Below are 17,571 nucleotides of genomic sequence, written 5' to 3' on the forward strand. Positions count from 1 at the left end.
CGGCGGACGGGCCACGTCGCGAGCGTCGCTATCCCCACCGGCGATGACGCGCCCGGAACAGGCCGTCATACATGCCCAGGAAGAGGTGCCCACCCAGCGCCAGTCCCTGCTCAATCTCGACCGCCGCCCCGGCGTCCGTCCCATAGGGCGCGTCGAGCTGCTGGTAGAAGCCCTCCGCGTGTTGCTCGTCGAGGTCCGCGTGCGTGGGGTAGTGCACCACCTCGCCCGCCCCGAGCCAGCCGCGCGCGACGATGCCGCGCCCCAGCTCCAGGGAGATGCCGCTGAACAGGTCCTCGATGATGCCGAACACGGCCAGCCCGGTGAGCGGCCCCTCGAACGCGGAGATGCCCGTCAGCGCGACGTTGAAGGCACGCACCTCCGGCCACGGCACATGCTGCTCCACGCGGGCCGGGGCCACGCCCAGGCGCGAGAGGAGCAGCCGGAACGTGCGCTCATGCCCCTGCGCCAGCGCGCCGCGCCCGTGCTCGTCGAAGATGTTCTCCACCAGCGGCAACCGCTGGGCGGAAGTCGGCAGCCGGCTGGCGAGCATCGCCATGGGCCTGGGGAAGTGCGCCACCGCGGCGAGGAACTGGAGCTGCGTCTCGACGAAGTCCTCCCGCGAGAAGGAGCCCTCCCGCAGGGCGCGAAGATAGGGCAGCTCCAGCGCGCTCCACTCCGCCTTGAGACTGGCGATGTGCTGCCGCAGCTTCAGATTTCGGACGAGGGAAGGTGCACCCATGCTGGCGCTCGACTGGGAAAGGAGAGGTCCAGAGAATAGACGGTACACACCGAGTCCGGCGCGATACCCGCCGCTCGCAGCCAGTGGACATGGTCCTCCAGCCGCTCGTCGATGCTGAAGCAGGCCAGCGTCTCTCCGCCGAGCGCCGCCAGCTCCACACCGCAAGCACGAAGATACTCGCCCCAGCCGTGCGTCCAGGCCCCGGGAGGCGCCGCCAGATGGACCAGCGGCCATGGACGGCCCGTGGACAGACGCTGGAGGTCCTTGGCCCCCGCCGTGGAGCACCACCCGGCGCCCTCCAGCCGCCTGCCGGACGAAGGTCCCAGCCGGAGGCCCTCGCTCACGGGGCGCGGGGGGGCACGCCCTGTCTCCAGCGCCGCGAGCCGGGAAGGCGGGACGAAGTAGAGCGCGAGCCGGCTGGCCGGGCGCCCCATCCGCAGAGGATTCCAGCCCCGGGCAATGCGCATCACGTCGCCCCGGGCCCCGCGCATCGCCGCGCCGTAGAGGAAGCGAATCCTGCGCAGCGGCGGAATCAGGAAGAGGTGCTTGAGCCCTTGCAGCAGGAGCCTCGTGGAGAGCCCGGAGCCCCGCGCGGGCTTCGCCAGCTTGAGGTCGCAGATGTAGAGCGCGGCCACCGTGCGAGCCCCATGGCCCACCGGGCGAAGCACCCCCGTCACCGACCCCAGCAACGTGTCGCCCCGAAGCGCCAGCAGGAAGTACGCCTCTCCCATGGAGGAGAAGAACGGGTGGTAGCCGGCCCCATGGTCGATGAAGAAGTGGTCCGCCCCATCCGCGAGCGGGTAGAGGATGTCGCGCTCCAGCTTCCGCAGCCGCTCGACATAGGGCCCGAGCGTGTCGGGCCGGACAACGACGAAACGCACGTCACTCATGGGGCCTGGCGGGGCTGGCGGAAGCCGACCTCGATGCGCTCGTAGAACAAGCTCCGGTCCCTGGCCAGCAGCTCCGCGCCGAGCGCGTCATCGAAGGTGAAGGCGGGCTGGAAGAAGCGGCGGAGGTCCCGGCGGTTGTTGAGCTGGCGGAGGAGGATGGCGCATCCGGGCTTCGCCTCGCGCATGAGCACCGCCGCCCACTCCGCCACGAGCGCGTCCTCCGACCAGTCGAAGATGTTGGAGAGCGAGATGACGTCGAAGCGGCCCAGCCGCGGCACGTCCGGCAGCGAGCCCTGGATGAGCGACAGCGCCACGGGCGCCTCGGCCCGCAGATACTCCGGCGCGTCCTCACGCAGGTACCCGCCGAGCAGCACATGCTGGAGGAAGGGATTGCGAGGGGCATCCTGCCGCTGGAGGCCGCGCTCGAAGACGGCCTGGAAATAGCCCGGGTAGGAGCCGGGCTCCGCGTGCTGGGTCGCGGCGGGGCCGAACATCGCGTTCAGCAACGGCGCCGCCAGGGCCAGCTCGAAGGCCACGGGCCAGTAGGGCGACGCGAACCACCGGGCCAGCGCCGCCCGGCGCCGCGAGATGGAGGTGTCCGGCGCGAAGAAGGCCGCGAGCTCGTGCGCGGGCGCGACGAACTCCTCGATGAAGCGGCGGAGCGTGCGAAAGAGCCCCTCGAATTCGCCGCGCTGGTTCAGCGCCGTCACGGCGTCCGCCTCCACGCTGTAGTCCCTCAGTGGCAGGCGGCCGAGCCCCTCGGCCTTCTCCCGGACGTGCGCGAGCTGACGCGGATTGAAGTCGAAGCCCACCAGCTCCAGGTCTGGATGACGCCGCGCCAGCGTGAGGAGCGTGCAGCCTCCAGACGCCACCGTGAGCACGGCCCGCGCCTTCGTGCGTTCGACGAGCGCCAGCTCCAGCGCGGCATCCTCCCGGACGACGGCGAACTTCAAACGGTGAGACGGCGTCGAAACCGGAACAGGTTCCATGGCATGTTTCTACCTCGGAACCGCCCATGCCGCTCGCGACAGAATCCCTCACGCCCTCGAAGTTGCGCGAACTGGAGCAGGTCGACGCGCGACACGTCCCACGGCTCGCGCTCTTCCTCGTGCTCTATCTGGGCGCGGCGGCGCTGTGCGTCGCGCTCGCGGGGCGGGACACCTCCGCGCCGGGCTGGATGGCCCGCGCCCTCCTGTACGTCATCGCCGCGGCCTCATTGCATGGCATCAGCCTGTTCACGCACGAGGCCGTCCATGGCGGGCTGGCGCGGCGGCCCTGGCTGAACCGGCTGGGCGGCATCGCCTGCGCGCTGCCGGTGCTCCAGAACTACGCTGCCTACAAGGTGTTGCACCTGAAGCACCACGCCGACCTGGGCGGGGGCAAGGACCCGGACCACTACGCCAACTACACCGGCCGGCGCTGGCTGGAGTTGTTGATGCACATGGGCCGGCTGCTGCTCGGCTACCCCGCCTACATCACGATGATTCCCATCCTGGGCTGGCGGCAGGGAACGGCCGCCGAGCGGCGCTGGGTCGCCTTCGAGGTCGTCCTCGCCGGCGCCTGCGTGGCGGCCGCCGTGGCCTTCATCCCCTGGCAGGTGCTGCTCCATGCCTGGGTGGTTCCCATGCTCATCCTCAACACCCTGGTGAACGTCCGGGGCATGAGCCAGCACACGTTCCTGCCGGAGAGCAGCCACCCGGTCCGGGGATCGCGGACCATCCTGTCGAACCCGGTGACGCGCTTCTTCATGTGCAACGAGAACTACCACCTGGAGCACCACCTGTATCCCCGCGTGCCCTGGTACAACCTGCCCGAGCTGCACCGGACGCTGCGCGCGGACCTCGTCGCCCAGGGGGCGCCCTTCATCCCCTCCTACTTCTCCTTTGTCCGAGGCGTCCTCTCCGGTTCCCTCATCCAAGGGACGAAGCCCGCCACGCCCGATGCCTGAGCGGCCGTACCCGCACGAGCTCCTGCTGGCCGCGTTCGGACTCCTCCTGTCGTCCGCGCTGGCGTGGACCGCGGGCCTCAGCTCGCCCGTCACCCAGACGGTGGTTGGCGGCACGGTGCTGTTCATGGGGGCCACGGCGCTGCTGGCGCGCCTGGACGGCGTGGCCCACGTCTTCCGGGCGAGGCTGCTGCTCGCGTACGTCGCGACGTTCTTCTTCTACGCCTCCGTGAAGCAGACCGTCCCGGCGCTGGGGCTGTCGCCTCGCGACGCGTGGCTCCTCTCCGCGGACACAGCCCTGTTCGGCACCACGCCGGCCGCGTGGCTCCAGCGGTGGAGCACGCCCTGGGTCAACGAGCTCTTCAGCGCCAGCTACCTGGCGTTCCACGTCTACCTCCACCTCGCCATGGCCTGGGCGCTCGTGGGGCCGCGCGCGCGGGCCGAGCGGTTCTTCACGTCCATCTTCTCCGCCTATGTCCCGGGCATCGTCGGCTACTACCTGCTGCCCGCCGTCGGTCCCACGGCGGCCTGGCCGGAGCTGTTCACCACCGCCATCGAGGGCGGCTGGCTCACCCGGCTCAATGCGTTCGTCGTGGCGAGCGGGTCCTCCACGTATGACCTCTTCCCCAGCCTGCACACGTACATCACGCTGGTGCTGCTCGACCACGACCGGCGCCAGCACCCGCGGCGCTTCCGCCTGATGTTGCCCGTGGCCGTGGCCATCCTCATGTCCACGCTGATGCTGCGCTACCACTACGCCGTGGACCTGCTCGCGGGCGCGCTGTGGTTCCTGGCGTATCGCCTTGGCAAGGCCTGGTTTGGCCAGCCGTCCGACTCGTGAAAGACTGACTGTCTTTCAGGGGGCGTCCCGCACATGAGAGAGAAGGACACGCAGTACATCCTGGATTGGATTGCCATTCAGGAGCTGGTCGCGGAGTACGGGCAGGCCATCGACTTCGGCAAGGACACGGGTGACTGGAGCCGCTGGGTGAATGCCTTCACCCCGCAGGTGGTCGCGGACTACAGCCGGCTCTTCGGTGGCGAGCCCATCACCATCGCCCGCGAGGAGATGGGCAAGCTCGGGGGCGACGCCCTGGCCGCCTTCACCCGCGTCCAGCACGCCACGGCGAACACGGTGCGGACCCACTTCAAGAACGACACCGAGGCGCAGGTCATGGCCTATGCGGACGTGGCGCACTTCTTCACGGCCGGTGGTGTGCAGCAGGAGTGGACCGTGGTCATCCGCTACACGCACGACGTGGAGAAGACGTCCGAGGGCTGGCGCATCCGCCGCGTCATGCTGGACCCCATCCACTTCCGGGGCAACCCGGTGGGCCTGGAGCTCGTGAAGGGCAAGCGCCTCGTCTGAGGCGTCAATCCGGCGCGCGCGTCGCGGCCTCGGCTCGCAACGCGCCCGGAAGCCGCCAGGCCACCACCAGGGTGGCCAGCGTTCCGCCAGCCCCCGCCACCAGCAGCGTCACCGGGGCTGACGTCGCGTCGAGCAACAGCCCCCCGGCGACGTAGGACAGCCCCGCGGCCACGCCGATGGCCCCATAGAGATTGCCAAACACCCGGCCCCGCATCCCGGCCGGCACCCACCGCTGGATGAGGGTGTGGCAGGCGACATCCATGGCCGCGATGCCCACGCCTCGCACGGCTTGCATCGCGAGCGCCGCGGAGACGGCCCAGGCCAGGCCGGTCAGCAGGTTGCCCACGCTGCTCACCGCGAAGCCCAGCACCAGCATCACCGGCATCACCGCGCCCGCGCCCAGGCGCGCCATCAGCGCGTAGCCCGCGACCAGCCCCAGCCCCACCGCGCCCAGGAGCAGCCCCACCGCGGAGTCCCCGGCCTGGAAGGTGTCCTTCGCGAGCAGCACCAGGGCCACGTCGTCCACGCCGTTGAAGGCCACCACGGCGCAGAAGCCCAGGGCGACGACGCGGGCCACCCGGGCACGCCAGAGATAGAGCAACCCGTCCCGCGCCTGCCGGAACAAGGACACGGGCGGCGCGTCCTTCTCCCGCGCCGGTGACACGGAAGGCAGGGCCCGTAACAGCACCGCGGACAGGAGGAAGGACGCCGCGTCCACCAGCAGCACGCCGCGGAGCCCCACGAGCGGGAACATCGCCGCGGCGAGCAACGGCCCCAGCGCCTCGGCCGCCTGGGTCCCGAATCCCACGCTGGCGTTCGCCGCCTCCAGGTCCTCGCCGCGCACCAGGGCGGGCACCACCGCCCGGGAGGCCGGCTGGAACACCTGTCCGACAATCGCCCTCGCGGCCACCAGCACCAGCAGCACCGGCAGCGGCGGCAGGGTGAAGGCGATGAGCGCCAGCAGCGCGCCCTGGACCACCTCGCACAGCAGCATCACCCGCTTGAGGTCGAACCGGTCGCTGATGGCGCCCGTGAGCGGCCCCAGCAAGGCGGGTGCGAAGTCTCCCACGAGGAGCAGCACTGACACCGCCAGCGCCTGCCCCGTCTGCTCCGCGACGTACAACATGAGCGCCACCAGGCTGAGCGAGTCCCCCGTGAAGGAGATGACTCGCGCGCCCCAGAGGGCCCGGAACGCCGGGTGGCGTCGCAAGAGCCACAGGGCGCCCGTCCCGCGTCCGCTGGCGTCTGAATCACTTGCTGGAACCGACATGCGCCGCGAGTCTCCCCTGGGGAATGATGGAGCGGCGGCACCGTAGAGGAGACGCGTGGCGGGCTTCAATTCCCCCCGGGCGCCGCCGATATACGAGACAGGCGCCCACCGTTCCTTCGCGGGCGACCGCCTCACCACCACACCCCGAAAGAGAGCACTGACATGAGGATGCCTGAAAGCAACGCCAGGTCCCCGCTCGCCCGATGGTTGCTCGCGGCGGCCTGTGCGTTCCACTCCGCATGCGGGGACGACCCACCCTCCCCTCCCACCGAGCCACCGCCGCCGCAGGCCCTGGACTGGTGCCCCCACGTCACGCCCGGCGTCGCGAGCTCGTCCTCGTCCTCGTCCGCGCTGGCGATGTCCGAGGCCCACGCCCTGGTCCGCTTCTTCAGCCCCGGGAGCAGCTATCGGGAAATCGACACGGCGCTCACCACCGCCCTGGAGGGGACCACGGTGGATTGGAACGGCGTGGCGCGGGCCTACGCGGAGGCGCTGGATTCCGTCTGTGCCCATGACGCCACCGCCACCGCGCCCCTCCCCGCCGCGCAGGTCGAGCAGGCCGACACGGTCGCCATCCTCCGTCCCGGCACGGGCGAGCTCGTCCTTCCCGCCGGCACGCGGGCCGTCGCCATCGACCTGCGCGGCCTGCCGGACGCGCCAGGGCTGGAGGAGGCCCTGGCCCACGCCATCGCCGTCGTCAGCAACCGGCCCATCCCTCGCGTCTCGGCGCGCGTGCGCGTCCATGACGGCATGACGGACGAGCACAACGCCCAGAACGTCTACAGCAACTCCACGGCCCTCCTGGCCGCGCCGGACTACGCCGCCTCGGGAGCGGCGGACCTGCCCGTCGCGCTGCTCACGGGCCCCTCGCTGCCGCCCGCGGCGGCGCGCTTCGCCATCGACCTGCGCACGGCGCGACGCGCCTGGTTGTGGGGTGAGCCCGTGCTGACGGCCGTCGCCGAGTCCCGCTGGGCGCCCCTGGGGACCGTGGGCCTGTCGATCCGGACCTCACGGCTCGAGGATGGCGCAGGTCCACTTCCCGACCAGCTTCCCGCTGACCAGGCACTGCCCGCCGTCGTGGCGGACAGCCTGCGCGAGCTTCCCAGCCAGGAGGCGCCCGCCGCGCTGGAGCGGAGCGCCGCGGTCGCTCGCACGGGCATGGCGCGGCGCCGGCTCCCGACGGGCTCGAACGCCCAGGTGGCGCGGACGGCTGGCATCGCGCGCGCGTCGCTCCTCATCGTCCACGGGGCCGTGCGGCGCTTCTTCCCCTACTTCCACGTGGTGGGGGATGGCATCGACGCGCGCCTGGAGGAGACGCTGGCCGCCGTGGACACCGCGCCCGTGAACACGCAGCGCACGCGCCAGCTCCTGCGCCGCTTCGGCAACGTGCTCCAGGACGGGCATGTCTTCGTGAACGCGTCACCGTCGCCCGTCATCGGCATCCTCCCCGCCCTGCTGGAGGAGGTGGCTGGCGGGGACGTGGTCGTCCGACGCTCCCTGGTCCCGGAGTTCCAACCGGGAGACACCCTGGTGCGAGTGGGCGAGCGCTCCACGGCGGAGTGGTACGCGGAAGAGCTGTCGCGCACCTCCGCCGCCACCCACGGCTACCGGCACGAGCTGGCCACGCGGAGGTTGCGAGAGCTGACGGGGCCCCTGTCCCTGGTGATGCGCGGCCCGGATGGCACCGAGCGCACGGTGCAGGCCCAGCCCCATGCAGGCGGCAACATCGTCGAGGCGCTCGGCGTCTCCCCCTCAAGGCGCGCCAGCGGCTGGCTGGGCGACCTGGGCGCGCCGTCGCTCTACTACATCACCATGAGCAGCGATGTGACGACGGACCTGGACGCCGCGCTCCAGCACCTCGACACGGCCGCGAGCGCGCAAGGGCTCATCGTGGACATGCGCGGCTATCCCGGCTTCAGCCACTACGACTTCATCTCGCATCTCATCCAGGGCCCGTACGTCAGTCCCATCTTCCGCGTGGGCCGCTGGACGGGCCCGGACCAGCATGAAATCCACGAGGACCAGTACGCCTTCACCGGAAGCGCGACGCGCGCCTACTCGGGGCCCATGGTGCTGCTCGTGGGGCCTCGCTCGGTGTCCGCGGCGGAGAACTTCTCCACCATGCTGGTCGCGGCGAACCGCGCCCGCGTGGTGGGACAGCGCAGCGCGGGCACCAATGGCAGCATCACCAACCTGGTGCTCCCCGGCGGCTTCCGGTTCATGTACACCGGGACGGAAGTTCTTTGGCCTGATCGCTCCACATTCCATGGCGTGGGAATTGTCCCGGATGATGAGATTGCGCCCACCACGGAAGACTTCGCGTTGAATAGAGATTCGCAGCTCCTGAAGGCTCTCAACGTCCTCCAAGCACACGAGTAGACGCTTGCCGGCGTGAGTGCGGACAGCGCCTTTCGATGCGGGCGTGGGGAGCGAGAGGATGGCGCTCCTCACCCCGTGGAAAGGAGCAGTCATGAACTCACGTCCTCTTGCTGTCGTCGTCCTGGGCGCCGCGCTGTTCACCGGTTGTGGCGAGCCGGAGGCAATGCCAGACACGCCCACTGGCGAAGGCGTCGTCATCCCGCCGGTGGAGACGCAGGGAGGGTCCGCCACCGTCACCGCCGCCGCGTACTGCGATGACGTGGCGACGTGGAACGCCGCGTGGACGGCCCTCGAAGACCAGGTGCTCGTGCTCGTCAACGAGCGCCGCGCCGCGGGCGCCGTCTGTGGCGGCGTGGCCAGGCCGCCCGCGCCCCCGCTCACCAACAACGCCCAGCTTCGGTGTGCCGCGCGCAAGCACTCCAAGGACATGGGCACCCACAACTTCATGAGCCACACGGGCTCGGACGGCTCCTCGCCCTGGCAGCGGATGAACTGGGCGGGCTACTCGTACCGCAACGCCGCGGAGAACGTCGCGGCGGGCTACGCCACGGCCCTGGCCGTGGTGAACGGCTGGATGGCCAGCACGGGGCACTGCAACAACATCATGAACCCGGCGCTCCTCGACATTGGCGTCGGCTACTACAACGCCCCGTCCAGCACCTACCGGCACTACTGGACGCAGGCCTTCGGCCGGCAGTGACCTCGGGCTAGAGTGCGTGGCCGGGCGCTCACTCCAGGGCGCCCGGCTCGCCTCGCCCATCATGGACCTCGTCCTCCTCTTCGTCGGCCTCATCAAGGTGGTGTTCGGCGGCCTCGTCGCCGCGCTGGGCATCTGGCTCGCGCTGCGCGGGCTGAGCCGCATCCTCGGCGCCAACCCCGTGGAGGAGTTGCGCCAGGGCAACGTCGCCGCCTGCCTCGTCCACGCCGCCAGCCTGGTGTCCCTGGGCCTGCTGGTCCAACACGCGGTGCAGGCCACGTCGGACGCGCTGGACCTCACGGTGCAGAATCCGCCCCTGCACCTGATGGTGGTCGGCCGGCTGGTCGCGGTGGCCGTCCTGCATGTGGGACTGTCATTGGGCGTGGGCGTCACGGTGCTCGGAACGGGTGTGCTGTTGTTCGACCGGATGACGCCGGGCATCGACGAGCTGGCGGAGGTGCGCAAGGGCAACGTCGCGGCGGCGCTCATCCTCGGCGCCATCCTGCTGGTGCTGGCGCTGCTCACGGCGCCGGGGCTTCAGGCGGCGCTCAACGGGCTCATCCCCTTCCCCCAGCTCCCCGAAGGGACGCTGCGCGCGCCCGCGTGAAGACGTTCTTCAAGTGGATGCTCGCGCTGGTGAGCCTGGCGAGCTGCTTCTGCTGCTGTGGCCTGGGCACGCTGGGCCACCTGGCGGGCATGGACATCGCGCCGCCCGAGCCCGGCCAGCCCCCCAGCGCGCGTGCGGTGGACCTGGGGCTGGTGCTCCTCCCACCGGGCACCCCGCCGCAGCGGGCCCGGGACCATGACTGGCGGGCGGACAGCATCCAGCCGCCCGAGCATCACGTCGCCTATGGCCTGGGGACGGCGCTGGCGCGAACCTTCGCGGACGAGCACGCGGCGCTGGGCCGGAGGTTGAACTACCGCGCCCTGGGCAAGGAGCGCTTCTCCTTCAACGCGCCGCCCGGCTGCAGCGCGGACATGCGCTGCATCTACGAGGAGCTGATGCGCACCAACGCCGAGCCCGTGCGCGCCCTGGGCGACAAATTCGTCACCTCCATCCGCGAGCGGGGGCTGGATGCCGCGCAGGCCACGCAGCTCGTCATCAACTTCGTCCAGCGCATCCAGTACGAACTGCCGGACCAGGAAGCCTTCGGCATCGTCCCACCGGCCCTGGTCCCCGCCGAGGACCGGGGCGACTGCGACTCCAAGGCGGTGCTCGCGGTGATGCTGCTGCGGCAGGTGGGTGTCGACGCGGTGGTGCTGTACTCGGACCCGCTGGCCCACGCCGCGGTGGGCGTGGGCCTCCCAGGCAAGGGCACCGCGCTGCGCTACGCCGGGCGCAGCTACCAGTACGCGGAGGTCACCGCCGAGGGCTGGCCGCTGGGCATGATTCCGCCTCAATACGACAAGCCCCGGCTGTGGAAGGTCCTGCCCCTGAATGGAGGGCCGGACACGGCGGGCTGAGACGCCTCCAGTGCGTCAGTCCGCCTCCGCCCCTGGCGCCGCGAGCAGGCCCCGCACCAGGTGCTCGTAGGCCTCCTTCATCGGCAGCTCGGAGTCGACCTTGAGCCGCCGCCGGAGCGTCTGGGTCCGCCGGCCGTCACGCGGGGCCATCGGGTTCCTCCTTCCAGGGTTCGACGCGGAGCCCACCCTCGGCGTCGATCGTCACGTAGTACAGCGAGTCGAAGCCCTCCTCCAGCCGGGGCCGCTGGAGCTGCTTCACCGTGGCGCGCAACGCCACCTCCGGCACCCGGGCGCGCCCCTGTCGCAAGGCATTGCGCGCCAGGCAATCCTCCAGGTTCGACGCGAAGTAGTAGCCAAGGATACGTGCCTGGTATTCACGTCCCAGGGCGATGAGCGGCGCGCGAACCTCCTGAGAGGGGTTGGTGTTGTCCACCACCACCGAGCGCCCCGCGGCCAGCGCCTCCGCGACGTACCGGCGCTGCCGGGCCTCCTTGCGGACGGCATGCGGCCACAGGTCCTTGCTGACGTGTACGTGCGTGGCCTCGAAACGCTGCCGGTAGAGGCTGCTCTTGCCCGAGCCCTGCAAGCCAACGAAGAGAACGAGGTCCATGACGTGCCGCCCCAGACGCCTCCGCGCGAGGCGGCCTGACGTCTACCGCGCCCAGTCGCGACGGTGTCACGCGAAAAAGACAGCCAAGCCGACACATCCGCGAAATCAGCACTGTCCGAAACAATTCACAAACACCTGCCATCCCAATGAATCCCCATGCTTGGGCACGCATTGACACAATCAGATTAATCAGACTAACAAGACCATCTTTCATTTCAAGGATTCAAGCGTCGTGCAGCACGGAGTGCCCTTTCACGGAGACACCACCATGCGTATGCCGTCCTCGTTGTCCCCGCTGTCCCTCCTGGCCCTCGGTTGGGGCCTGTCCGCGCCGCTCACGGCGCTCGCGGCGAACCCGCCGGACGCGCGCCCGGACATCATCCGAAGCGCCTCGTCGCTCGGCCCCGCGCGGCTGCTCATCGGCGCCGAGGTGGAGAAGGCCCGCCTCGCCAAGGGGCTCGACCTCGCGGCGAGCGGCGCGTACGCCCTTGCCACGAGCACCGGGCACGTCTTCCACCGGACGGCCCGGCCCATCCATGCCCTGAAGACGCTCGAGGTGCCGCGCACGTCCGTCCAGCTCCACACCTGGCAGGAGGAGACGGCCAACGGCGGGCGCCAGGACCACTTCGCCTACAGCCAGGGCGGCGTGGCGCTGCTGGGCCGCGTGCAGACGACCGAGTACCTGGTGCGGCTGGCGCACGCGCGCTTCGACCCGCTCCGGGGCGCGCAGCCCCTGGTGGCGGGCGTGCTGTCCGCGGACGCGCACAACACGCTGCACCTGGTGCAGTTCCACGCCACGCCCCTGCCGGAGTTCCGCGACGCCATCACGGCCGCGGGGGGCAAGGTGCTGCGCTTCCTCACCGACCACACCTTCCTGGTGGAGATGAGCCCCGCCACGCACAAGCGCGTGGCCACGCTGCCCTACGTGCGCTGGGTGGGCGCGTACCATCCCGAGTACCGGGTGGAGGGCGTGCTGCGTGACTCCCTCCAGGGCCGCGCCCTGAAGCTGGAGCCGCAGCGGTACTCCATCATGGTGGGCGAGCGCGGCGCGGCGCGGCAGGGCGAGGTCGCCTCGCTGGTCCGCACGCTGGGCGGCACGGTGGAGCTCGTCGAGGCGGGCGGCCTGCGCGTGGAGGCCACGCTCACGCAGTCCCAGTTGGAGCGGCTGGTCCGCTCCAACGCCGTGCAGTACGTCGACCGGTGGGGTGGCCCGGGTGAGACGGACAACAACAACGTCCGCGAGGTGGGCGGCGCGACCTACCTGGAGGGCGTGGCGGGCTTCACGGGCCAGGGGGTCCGCGGCGAAATCTTCGACACCGAGCTGCGCACCACGCACCAGGAGTGGGCGGCGCCGCCCATCATCCACAGCACCAGCACCACGGGCGGCTTCCACGGCAGCGCCTGCTACAGCATCAACTTCGCCCGGGGCGTGGACGGCGACGCGCGCGGTCTGATTCCCTCCGGACAGGGCATCTTCTTCCGCTACAACGAGTCCTCCCAGTTCGGCGGCCCCAAGTCCCGCTACGACATCAACCGGGAGCTCATCGACCCGGCCGGACCGTACCGGGCCGTGTTCCAGACCTCCAGCGTGGGCAGCACGCAGGTGACGGGCTACACCACCATCTCCGCGGAGGTGGATGACTACCTGTTCCAGTACCCCATCCTCAGCACGCAGTCGCAGAGCAACACCGGCACCCAGCGCTCGCGCCCGCAGGCGTGGGCGAAGAACATCGTGTCGGTGGGCGGCATGTACCACTACAACAACGCCAACCGCGGGGATGACCGGTGGAACGGCGGCGCGAGCATCGGCCCGGCGGCGGACGGCCGGCTCAAGCCGGACCTGTCGTACTACTACGACTCCATCCGGTCCGCGTCGAACACCAGCAACACGTCCTACACCAACTTCGGCGGCACCAGCGCGGCCACGCCGCAGACGGCCGGGCACTTCGGCCTGCTGTTCCAGATGTGGCACGAGGGCGTCTGGGCGGGCTTCGGCGGCGGGGCGGACGTCTTCGCCAGCCGTCCGAAGATGGCCACGGCGAAGGCGCTGATGATCAACATGGCGCACCGCTACAACTGGACCGCGGGGGGCTCCAACGGCGACCTGACGCGCGCGCGCCAGGGCTGGGGCACCGCGGACGTCAAGCGCCTGTATGACCGCGCCGCCGTGACGAGCATCATCAACGAGACGGACACGCTGCTGCCGCTCGGCACGAACACCTACCGCGTCGCCGTGCCCGCCGGACAGAAGGAGCTCAACGTCACCATGGTCTACACCGACCCCGCCGGCACGGTGGGCGCGGCGCAGGCGCGCATCAACGACCTGTCGCTGCGCGTGACGTCTCCCTCCGGCATCGTCTACTGGGGCAACAACGGCCTGACGGCGAGCAACGTCTCCACGTCGGGTGGCGTGTCGAACACGGTGGACACGGTGGAGAACGTGTTCCTCGTCGAGCCCGCCGCCGGCACCTGGACCGTGGAGGTGATTGGCGACGAAATCGTCGAGGACACGAATCTGACGACGCGCGTGCTGGACGCGAACTACGCGCTGGTCGTGAGCGGCGGGCGCATCCAGTAGCAACGGCTTGAGCTGACTCAGGCGCCGGGCCGGTGTCCCCTTCGCGGGGTGCCGGCCCGAGCTGTTTTCGGCGTGCTACCTCGCGACGGGCTTGCGCCGGGCCAGGAGCTTTGGCGTCACGGGGTGATTTCGAAGCCGCTCGACCAAGCGGGGCTTGAGCTGCTTGCGAATGGCATCCTCCAACCCGACGATGGCCAGCAGCTCCTTCGTAGGCCCTGCGAACGCCATCCTTCTTTGGGGGCCGCTCACTGCGACGATGGCCGTCAACCCCTGAGACACCCGCGACCAGGGGAACTCCCTCCGGAGCGTCCCCGCCAGCTTCGCCAGTGCACTCCTCAGCGCCTGGATGAGCCCATCCACATGTGCACCATGCCGCACCGTGCGCACGGTATTGGCGAACGACCGCAATACATGCGCCTCGCCCTCGCACCATTGAAATGCGCACTGCACACGCAGCTCGCCCCACTCGAGGTCGACAGCGATGGGCTCGGGATGCAGGCGAGGCTGCGCCTCCGTGAGGGAGTGGGCCCACTGCGCCACACCCCCAGGTAGATGCCACAAGCTGCGCTCACCGTTCCCGACACCGACGAAGCTGACGCGCAGGCCGGGAGCGAGCGCCGCGAGTTCATTACAGCGCCTGGAGAGGCGGGCCCGGTCAAAGGCAAGCACTTCAAAGATGGTGGCGTCCGGGACGAAGTAGACGCGTATCCCCCGCGCTCCTGGGACAGGCATGGGCTCCCTTGGCGTCACCTTGGACGGTTCGCCCAGGGGGCGGCCGTGTTCTCCGAGCAAACGCCATTGCTGCCCGTCCGCCCACGTGTCCACCTGGTAGCGTGAAGACAGGGCCAGGGATACGACGAGCATGCTGCCCCAGCCCCAGCCGTCATCCGGCGGCCCTTCCAAAGCTCTCACTCCCAGAGAGCTCGCTCCCGTCGCCACCGCCACCAGGTTTTCGACAGACACCACGCGGCTCGTGGAGCAGAGCGCAACGGAGCCGTCCCCTCCCAACTCCAACACCACGTCCCGAGACTCCCCACGGCGAGCCTCTTCGTAGGCAACATCCAGGAGGAAGTAGACGAGGTGGTGCAACCCGTACTCGCCAACATCCCCGCAGTACATCGCGGGGCGCATCCGGATGGACTCGATGAAGTCCTTGGGGATTCCCATCCCAGCACTCTATTCGAGACCCCAGTTCCTCCCCAGGACAACGGGATACGGACCCACTGGCCCAAGCCGCGCCCCGGTGGCATGACGTGCCCATGGCACGTGACGTCTCCTTCTTTGACCAGCTCGGCTCGCTCCTCGCCCAGGAGCGCGAGGCCGAGAAAGCCCGCCTGGCCGCGCTCGCCCAGAGCCTCACGCTGCACGAGCGCGAGGAGCACGGCCTGTCCGTCCTGGACCTGGAGTCCATCGAGGAGGAGGTCGGCCTGGGAGGCCGCTTCCTCGTCACGCTGGGCCGCGCGGACCGCCGCCCCCTGCCCACCCGCCTGCACAACGGCGACCTGGTGGCCGTGCTGCCCCGCCGCGCGGAGGTGAAGGAGCCCGCCCGCGCCCTCATCTCCCGCGCCACCGCCACGCGCATCCAGCTCGCCTTCGACCGCTCCCCGCCCCCCTACGTCCACGAGGGCCTGCTGCGCCTGGACGTCGTCCCCAACGACGTCACCTATGACCGGCTGCGCGCCGGGCTCCAGCGCATCAAGGCCCTGGACAAGGGCGCCGAGCGGCACCGGCGCGAGGTCCTCCTGGGCAACGAGCCGCCCCGCTACGACAAGCCCCGCGAGTTCGAGCCCACCCGCCCCCTCAACCCCGAGCAGCAGGACGCCACCGCCCGCGCGCTCGCCGCGGAGGACTTCTTCCTGGTCCACGGCCCCCCGGGCACCGGCAAGTCCACCGTGCTGGCTGAAATCGCCGCCCAGGCCGTGGCGGACGGCAAGCGCCTCTTGTGCACCGCCGCCAGCAACGCCGCCGTGGACCACCTGCTGGACCTGTGCCTGGACAAGGGGCTGCGCGCCATCCGCGTGGGCCACCCCGCCCGCGTGGCCGCGCGCCTCCAGGAGCACACGCTGGACATCGTCGTGGAGTCCCACCCGGACCGCGGCGTCTCCCGCGACCTCTTCGACGAGGCCTACTCCCTGCTGGGCTACGCGCGCCGCCAGCGCACCCAGGGCCGCAGCCGCGAGCGCTTCGCCAACGCCCGCGCCTCCACCAGTGAAGCCAAGGGCATGCTCGACGAGGCCCGCGCCCTGGAGCGCAAGGCCGTGAGGTCCGTGCTCGCCAACGCGGACGTCATCTGCGTGACGCTCTCCAGCCTCGACTCCGGCGTGCTCTCCGGCGAGCAGTTCGACCTGGCCCTGCTCGACGAGGCCACCCAGGCCACCGAGCCCCTGGCGCTGCTCGGCTTCCTGCGCGCGCCCCGCGTCATCCTCGCCGGAGACCCGCAGCAGCTCCCGCCCACCGTCCTCTCCCAGGAGGCCGCGAAGGCGGGCCTGGGCGTGAGCCTCTTCGAGCGGCTGCTCAAGGACCACGGCGAGGGCGTCAAACGCATGCTGCGCGAGCAGTACCGGATGAACGCGCGCATCATGGACTTCCCCTCACGGGAGATGTACGGCGGCGAGCTGCGCGCCCACCCCTCCGTGGCGGACCGCACGCTGGACGCCGTCCTCACGCCCCGCGCGGACGTGGACGCGCCCCCCGTGCTCTACCTGGACACCGCCGGCAAGGGCTTCGAGGAGGAGGTGGAGCCCACCACGAAGAGCCTCTTCAACCCCGGCGAGGCCGGCCTCGTGGAGGCCCGCGTGCGCGCCCTGCTCGCCGCCGGCCTGTCTCCCCGCGAGCTGGCGGTGATTACCCCCTACAGCGCCCAGGCCCACCAACTCCGCGAGCGCATCGAGGCGCTCAGCCCGGAGGTGGAGGTGGACACCGTGGACGCGTTCCAGGGCCGGGAGAAGGACGCCGTCATCGTCTCCCTCACCCGCTCCAACAGCGAGGGCCAGCTCGGCTTCCTCACGGACCTGCGCCGAATGAACGTGGCCCTCACCCGCGCCCGCCGTCACCTCTTCGTCGTCGGTGACTCGGCCACCCTCAGCGGACACCCCTTCTACGCCCGCTTCGTCGAAGGCACCCAGGCCCACGGCGGCTACCGCTCCGCCTGGGAATGGCCCGACGCCCAGGACACCTGACACTGCGGGTTGTAACAGGGTAAAGGCAGACCCGCCCTGGGGCGCTATGCAATCTATGCGAGGCTTTCCGGCCAATTTTGTCGCAACTGTGCACAAATTTTGTCACCCCGCCGGCGGGCAGGCCGCTTCAGCGCCGGAAATTCGGGCCTTTGAGGCGTACAAGCCGTGCGGCATGAAACATGCTCCTCCCCGCGGCGGGGAGGAACCGCCACATGTCCCAGCAGGCGAACGTGACGAAGGAAAACGATGTCTGGGTTCTCCGAATTGAGAAGGACAACGGCAAGCAGCAGGAGTACCGCTGCGCCACGGAGAACCAGGCGCGGCAGCTCGCGATGATTCTCTCCCGGCCCGACTCGGGCGGGCCGCCGCGGCAACCCGCCGGGCCCCGCTGAGCGCGGGCCACGCCCGGGCGTGGATGACGGTTCTCCGGGGCGCGTGAACCGGGTAAGGC

Annotated in this window: 17 protein-coding genes; 10 read left to right on the forward strand and 7 right to left on the reverse strand. The window is 70.4% G+C overall.

The features are described 5' to 3' along the window. Positions 1-28: 28 nt before the first annotated feature. Genes MYMAC_RS28940 through MYMAC_RS28950 form a run of 3 tightly spaced genes read right to left on the reverse strand, consistent with a single transcriptional unit; the run spans position 29 to position 2,618 of the window. Positions 29-739: an iron-containing redox enzyme family protein gene (locus MYMAC_RS28940; RefSeq protein WP_095960415.1), complete on the reverse strand. Its 711-nt coding sequence runs from the start codon at positions 737-739 to the stop codon at positions 29-31. Further along, positions 709-1,629, reverse strand: a complete 921-nt coding sequence (locus tag MYMAC_RS28945; RefSeq protein ID WP_095960416.1) for an N-acetyltransferase — start codon at positions 1,627-1,629, stop codon at positions 709-711. Before MYMAC_RS28945 ends, MYMAC_RS28940 begins: the two co-directional genes overlap by 31 nt. Continuing rightward, on the reverse strand, positions 1,626-2,618 hold the full coding sequence (locus MYMAC_RS28950; RefSeq protein ID WP_095960417.1) for a DUF3419 family protein: 993 nt from the start codon (positions 2,616-2,618) through the stop codon (positions 1,626-1,628). Before MYMAC_RS28950 ends, MYMAC_RS28945 begins: the two co-directional genes overlap by 4 nt. Positions 2,619-2,644: 26 nt before the next feature. Between MYMAC_RS28950 and MYMAC_RS28955 the strand changes: the two genes are divergently transcribed. From MYMAC_RS28955 to MYMAC_RS28965, 3 genes are read left to right on the forward strand one after another with little or no spacing between them, the layout of a single operon-like run. Next, positions 2,645-3,577: a fatty acid desaturase family protein gene (locus MYMAC_RS28955; protein WP_013938346.1), complete on the forward strand. Its 933-nt coding sequence runs from the start codon at positions 2,645-2,647 to the stop codon at positions 3,575-3,577. Then, positions 3,570-4,415: a phosphatase PAP2 family protein gene (locus MYMAC_RS28960; RefSeq protein ID WP_095960418.1), complete on the forward strand. Its 846-nt coding sequence runs from the start codon at positions 3,570-3,572 to the stop codon at positions 4,413-4,415. Before MYMAC_RS28955 ends, MYMAC_RS28960 begins: the two co-directional genes overlap by 8 nt. Before the next feature lie 33 nt (positions 4,416-4,448). Then, entirely contained in the window at positions 4,449-4,943 is a 495-nt protein-coding gene (locus tag MYMAC_RS28965) for a nuclear transport factor 2 family protein (RefSeq protein WP_157757572.1), read from the forward strand. Positions 4,944-4,947: 4 nt separating this feature from the next. On the opposite strand, the gene MYMAC_RS28970 is transcribed toward MYMAC_RS28965, so the two are convergent. Next, complete coding sequence (locus tag MYMAC_RS28970; protein WP_239989070.1) at positions 4,948-6,213, reverse strand: MFS transporter; 1,266 nt, start codon at positions 6,211-6,213, stop codon at positions 4,948-4,950. Positions 6,214-6,375: 162 nt separating this feature from the next. Here MYMAC_RS28970 and MYMAC_RS28975 point away from each other — a divergent pair, with 162 nt between their 5' ends. From MYMAC_RS28975 to MYMAC_RS28990, 4 genes are all read left to right on the forward strand, one after another. Next, on the forward strand, positions 6,376-8,592 hold the full coding sequence (locus MYMAC_RS28975) for a S41 family peptidase (RefSeq protein ID WP_239989071.1): 2,217 nt from the start codon (positions 6,376-6,378) through the stop codon (positions 8,590-8,592). Between the two features lie 91 nt (positions 8,593-8,683). Next, positions 8,684-9,292, forward strand: a complete 609-nt coding sequence (locus tag MYMAC_RS28980; RefSeq protein ID WP_043710409.1) for a CAP domain-containing protein — start codon at positions 8,684-8,686, stop codon at positions 9,290-9,292. 16 nt (positions 9,293-9,308) lie between these two features. After that, positions 9,309-9,896, forward strand: a complete 588-nt coding sequence (locus MYMAC_RS28985) for a DUF350 domain-containing protein (RefSeq protein ID WP_013938340.1) — start codon at positions 9,309-9,311, stop codon at positions 9,894-9,896. Continuing rightward, positions 9,893-10,753 carry a hypothetical protein gene (locus MYMAC_RS28990; protein WP_095960421.1) on the forward strand — a complete coding sequence of 287 codons (861 nt, stop codon included), beginning with the start codon at positions 9,893-9,895 and terminating at the stop codon, positions 10,751-10,753. The genes MYMAC_RS28985 and MYMAC_RS28990 overlap by 4 nt, the downstream gene beginning before the upstream one ends. 15 nt (positions 10,754-10,768) lie before the next feature. Here the strand turns inward: MYMAC_RS28990 and MYMAC_RS38445 are convergent, their stop codons facing one another. Further along, positions 10,769-10,903 carry a hypothetical protein gene (locus tag MYMAC_RS38445; protein ID WP_275663033.1) on the reverse strand — a complete coding sequence of 45 codons (135 nt, stop codon included), beginning with the start codon at positions 10,901-10,903 and terminating at the stop codon, positions 10,769-10,771. After that, the gene (locus MYMAC_RS28995; protein WP_095960422.1) at positions 10,890-11,363 is read right to left on the reverse strand and encodes an ATP-binding protein; all 474 of its coding nucleotides are present in this window, start codon (positions 11,361-11,363) and stop codon (positions 10,890-10,892) included. Before MYMAC_RS28995 ends, MYMAC_RS38445 begins: the two co-directional genes overlap by 14 nt. Positions 11,364-11,631: 268 nt before the next feature. Here MYMAC_RS28995 and MYMAC_RS29000 point away from each other — a divergent pair, with 268 nt between their 5' ends. Continuing rightward, positions 11,632-13,941: a S8 family serine peptidase gene (locus MYMAC_RS29000; protein ID WP_095960423.1), complete on the forward strand. Its 2,310-nt coding sequence runs from the start codon at positions 11,632-11,634 to the stop codon at positions 13,939-13,941. A 75-nt stretch (positions 13,942-14,016) separates the two neighbouring features. Here the strand turns inward: MYMAC_RS29000 and MYMAC_RS29005 are convergent, their stop codons facing one another. Continuing rightward, positions 14,017-15,108: a DNA gyrase subunit B gene (locus MYMAC_RS29005; protein WP_095960424.1), complete on the reverse strand. Its 1,092-nt coding sequence runs from the start codon at positions 15,106-15,108 to the stop codon at positions 14,017-14,019. Between the two features lie 92 nt (positions 15,109-15,200). Here MYMAC_RS29005 and MYMAC_RS29010 point away from each other — a divergent pair, with 92 nt between their 5' ends. Together MYMAC_RS29010 and MYMAC_RS29015 are read left to right on the forward strand one after the other, a co-directional pair. Further along, entirely contained in the window at positions 15,201-17,120 is a 1,920-nt protein-coding gene (locus tag MYMAC_RS29010) for an AAA domain-containing protein (protein WP_095960425.1), read from the forward strand. A gap of 212 nt (positions 17,121-17,332) precedes the next feature. After that, a complete protein-coding gene (locus MYMAC_RS29015; RefSeq protein WP_013938333.1) occupies positions 17,333-17,512 on the forward strand; it encodes a hypothetical protein in 180 nt (59 codons plus the stop codon). The last annotated feature ends 59 nt before the right edge of the window (positions 17,513-17,571 follow it).

This window comes from Corallococcus macrosporus DSM 14697, from assembly GCF_002305895.1.
Taxonomy (GTDB): Bacteria; Myxococcota; Myxococcia; order Myxococcales; family Myxococcaceae; genus Myxococcus; species Myxococcus macrosporus.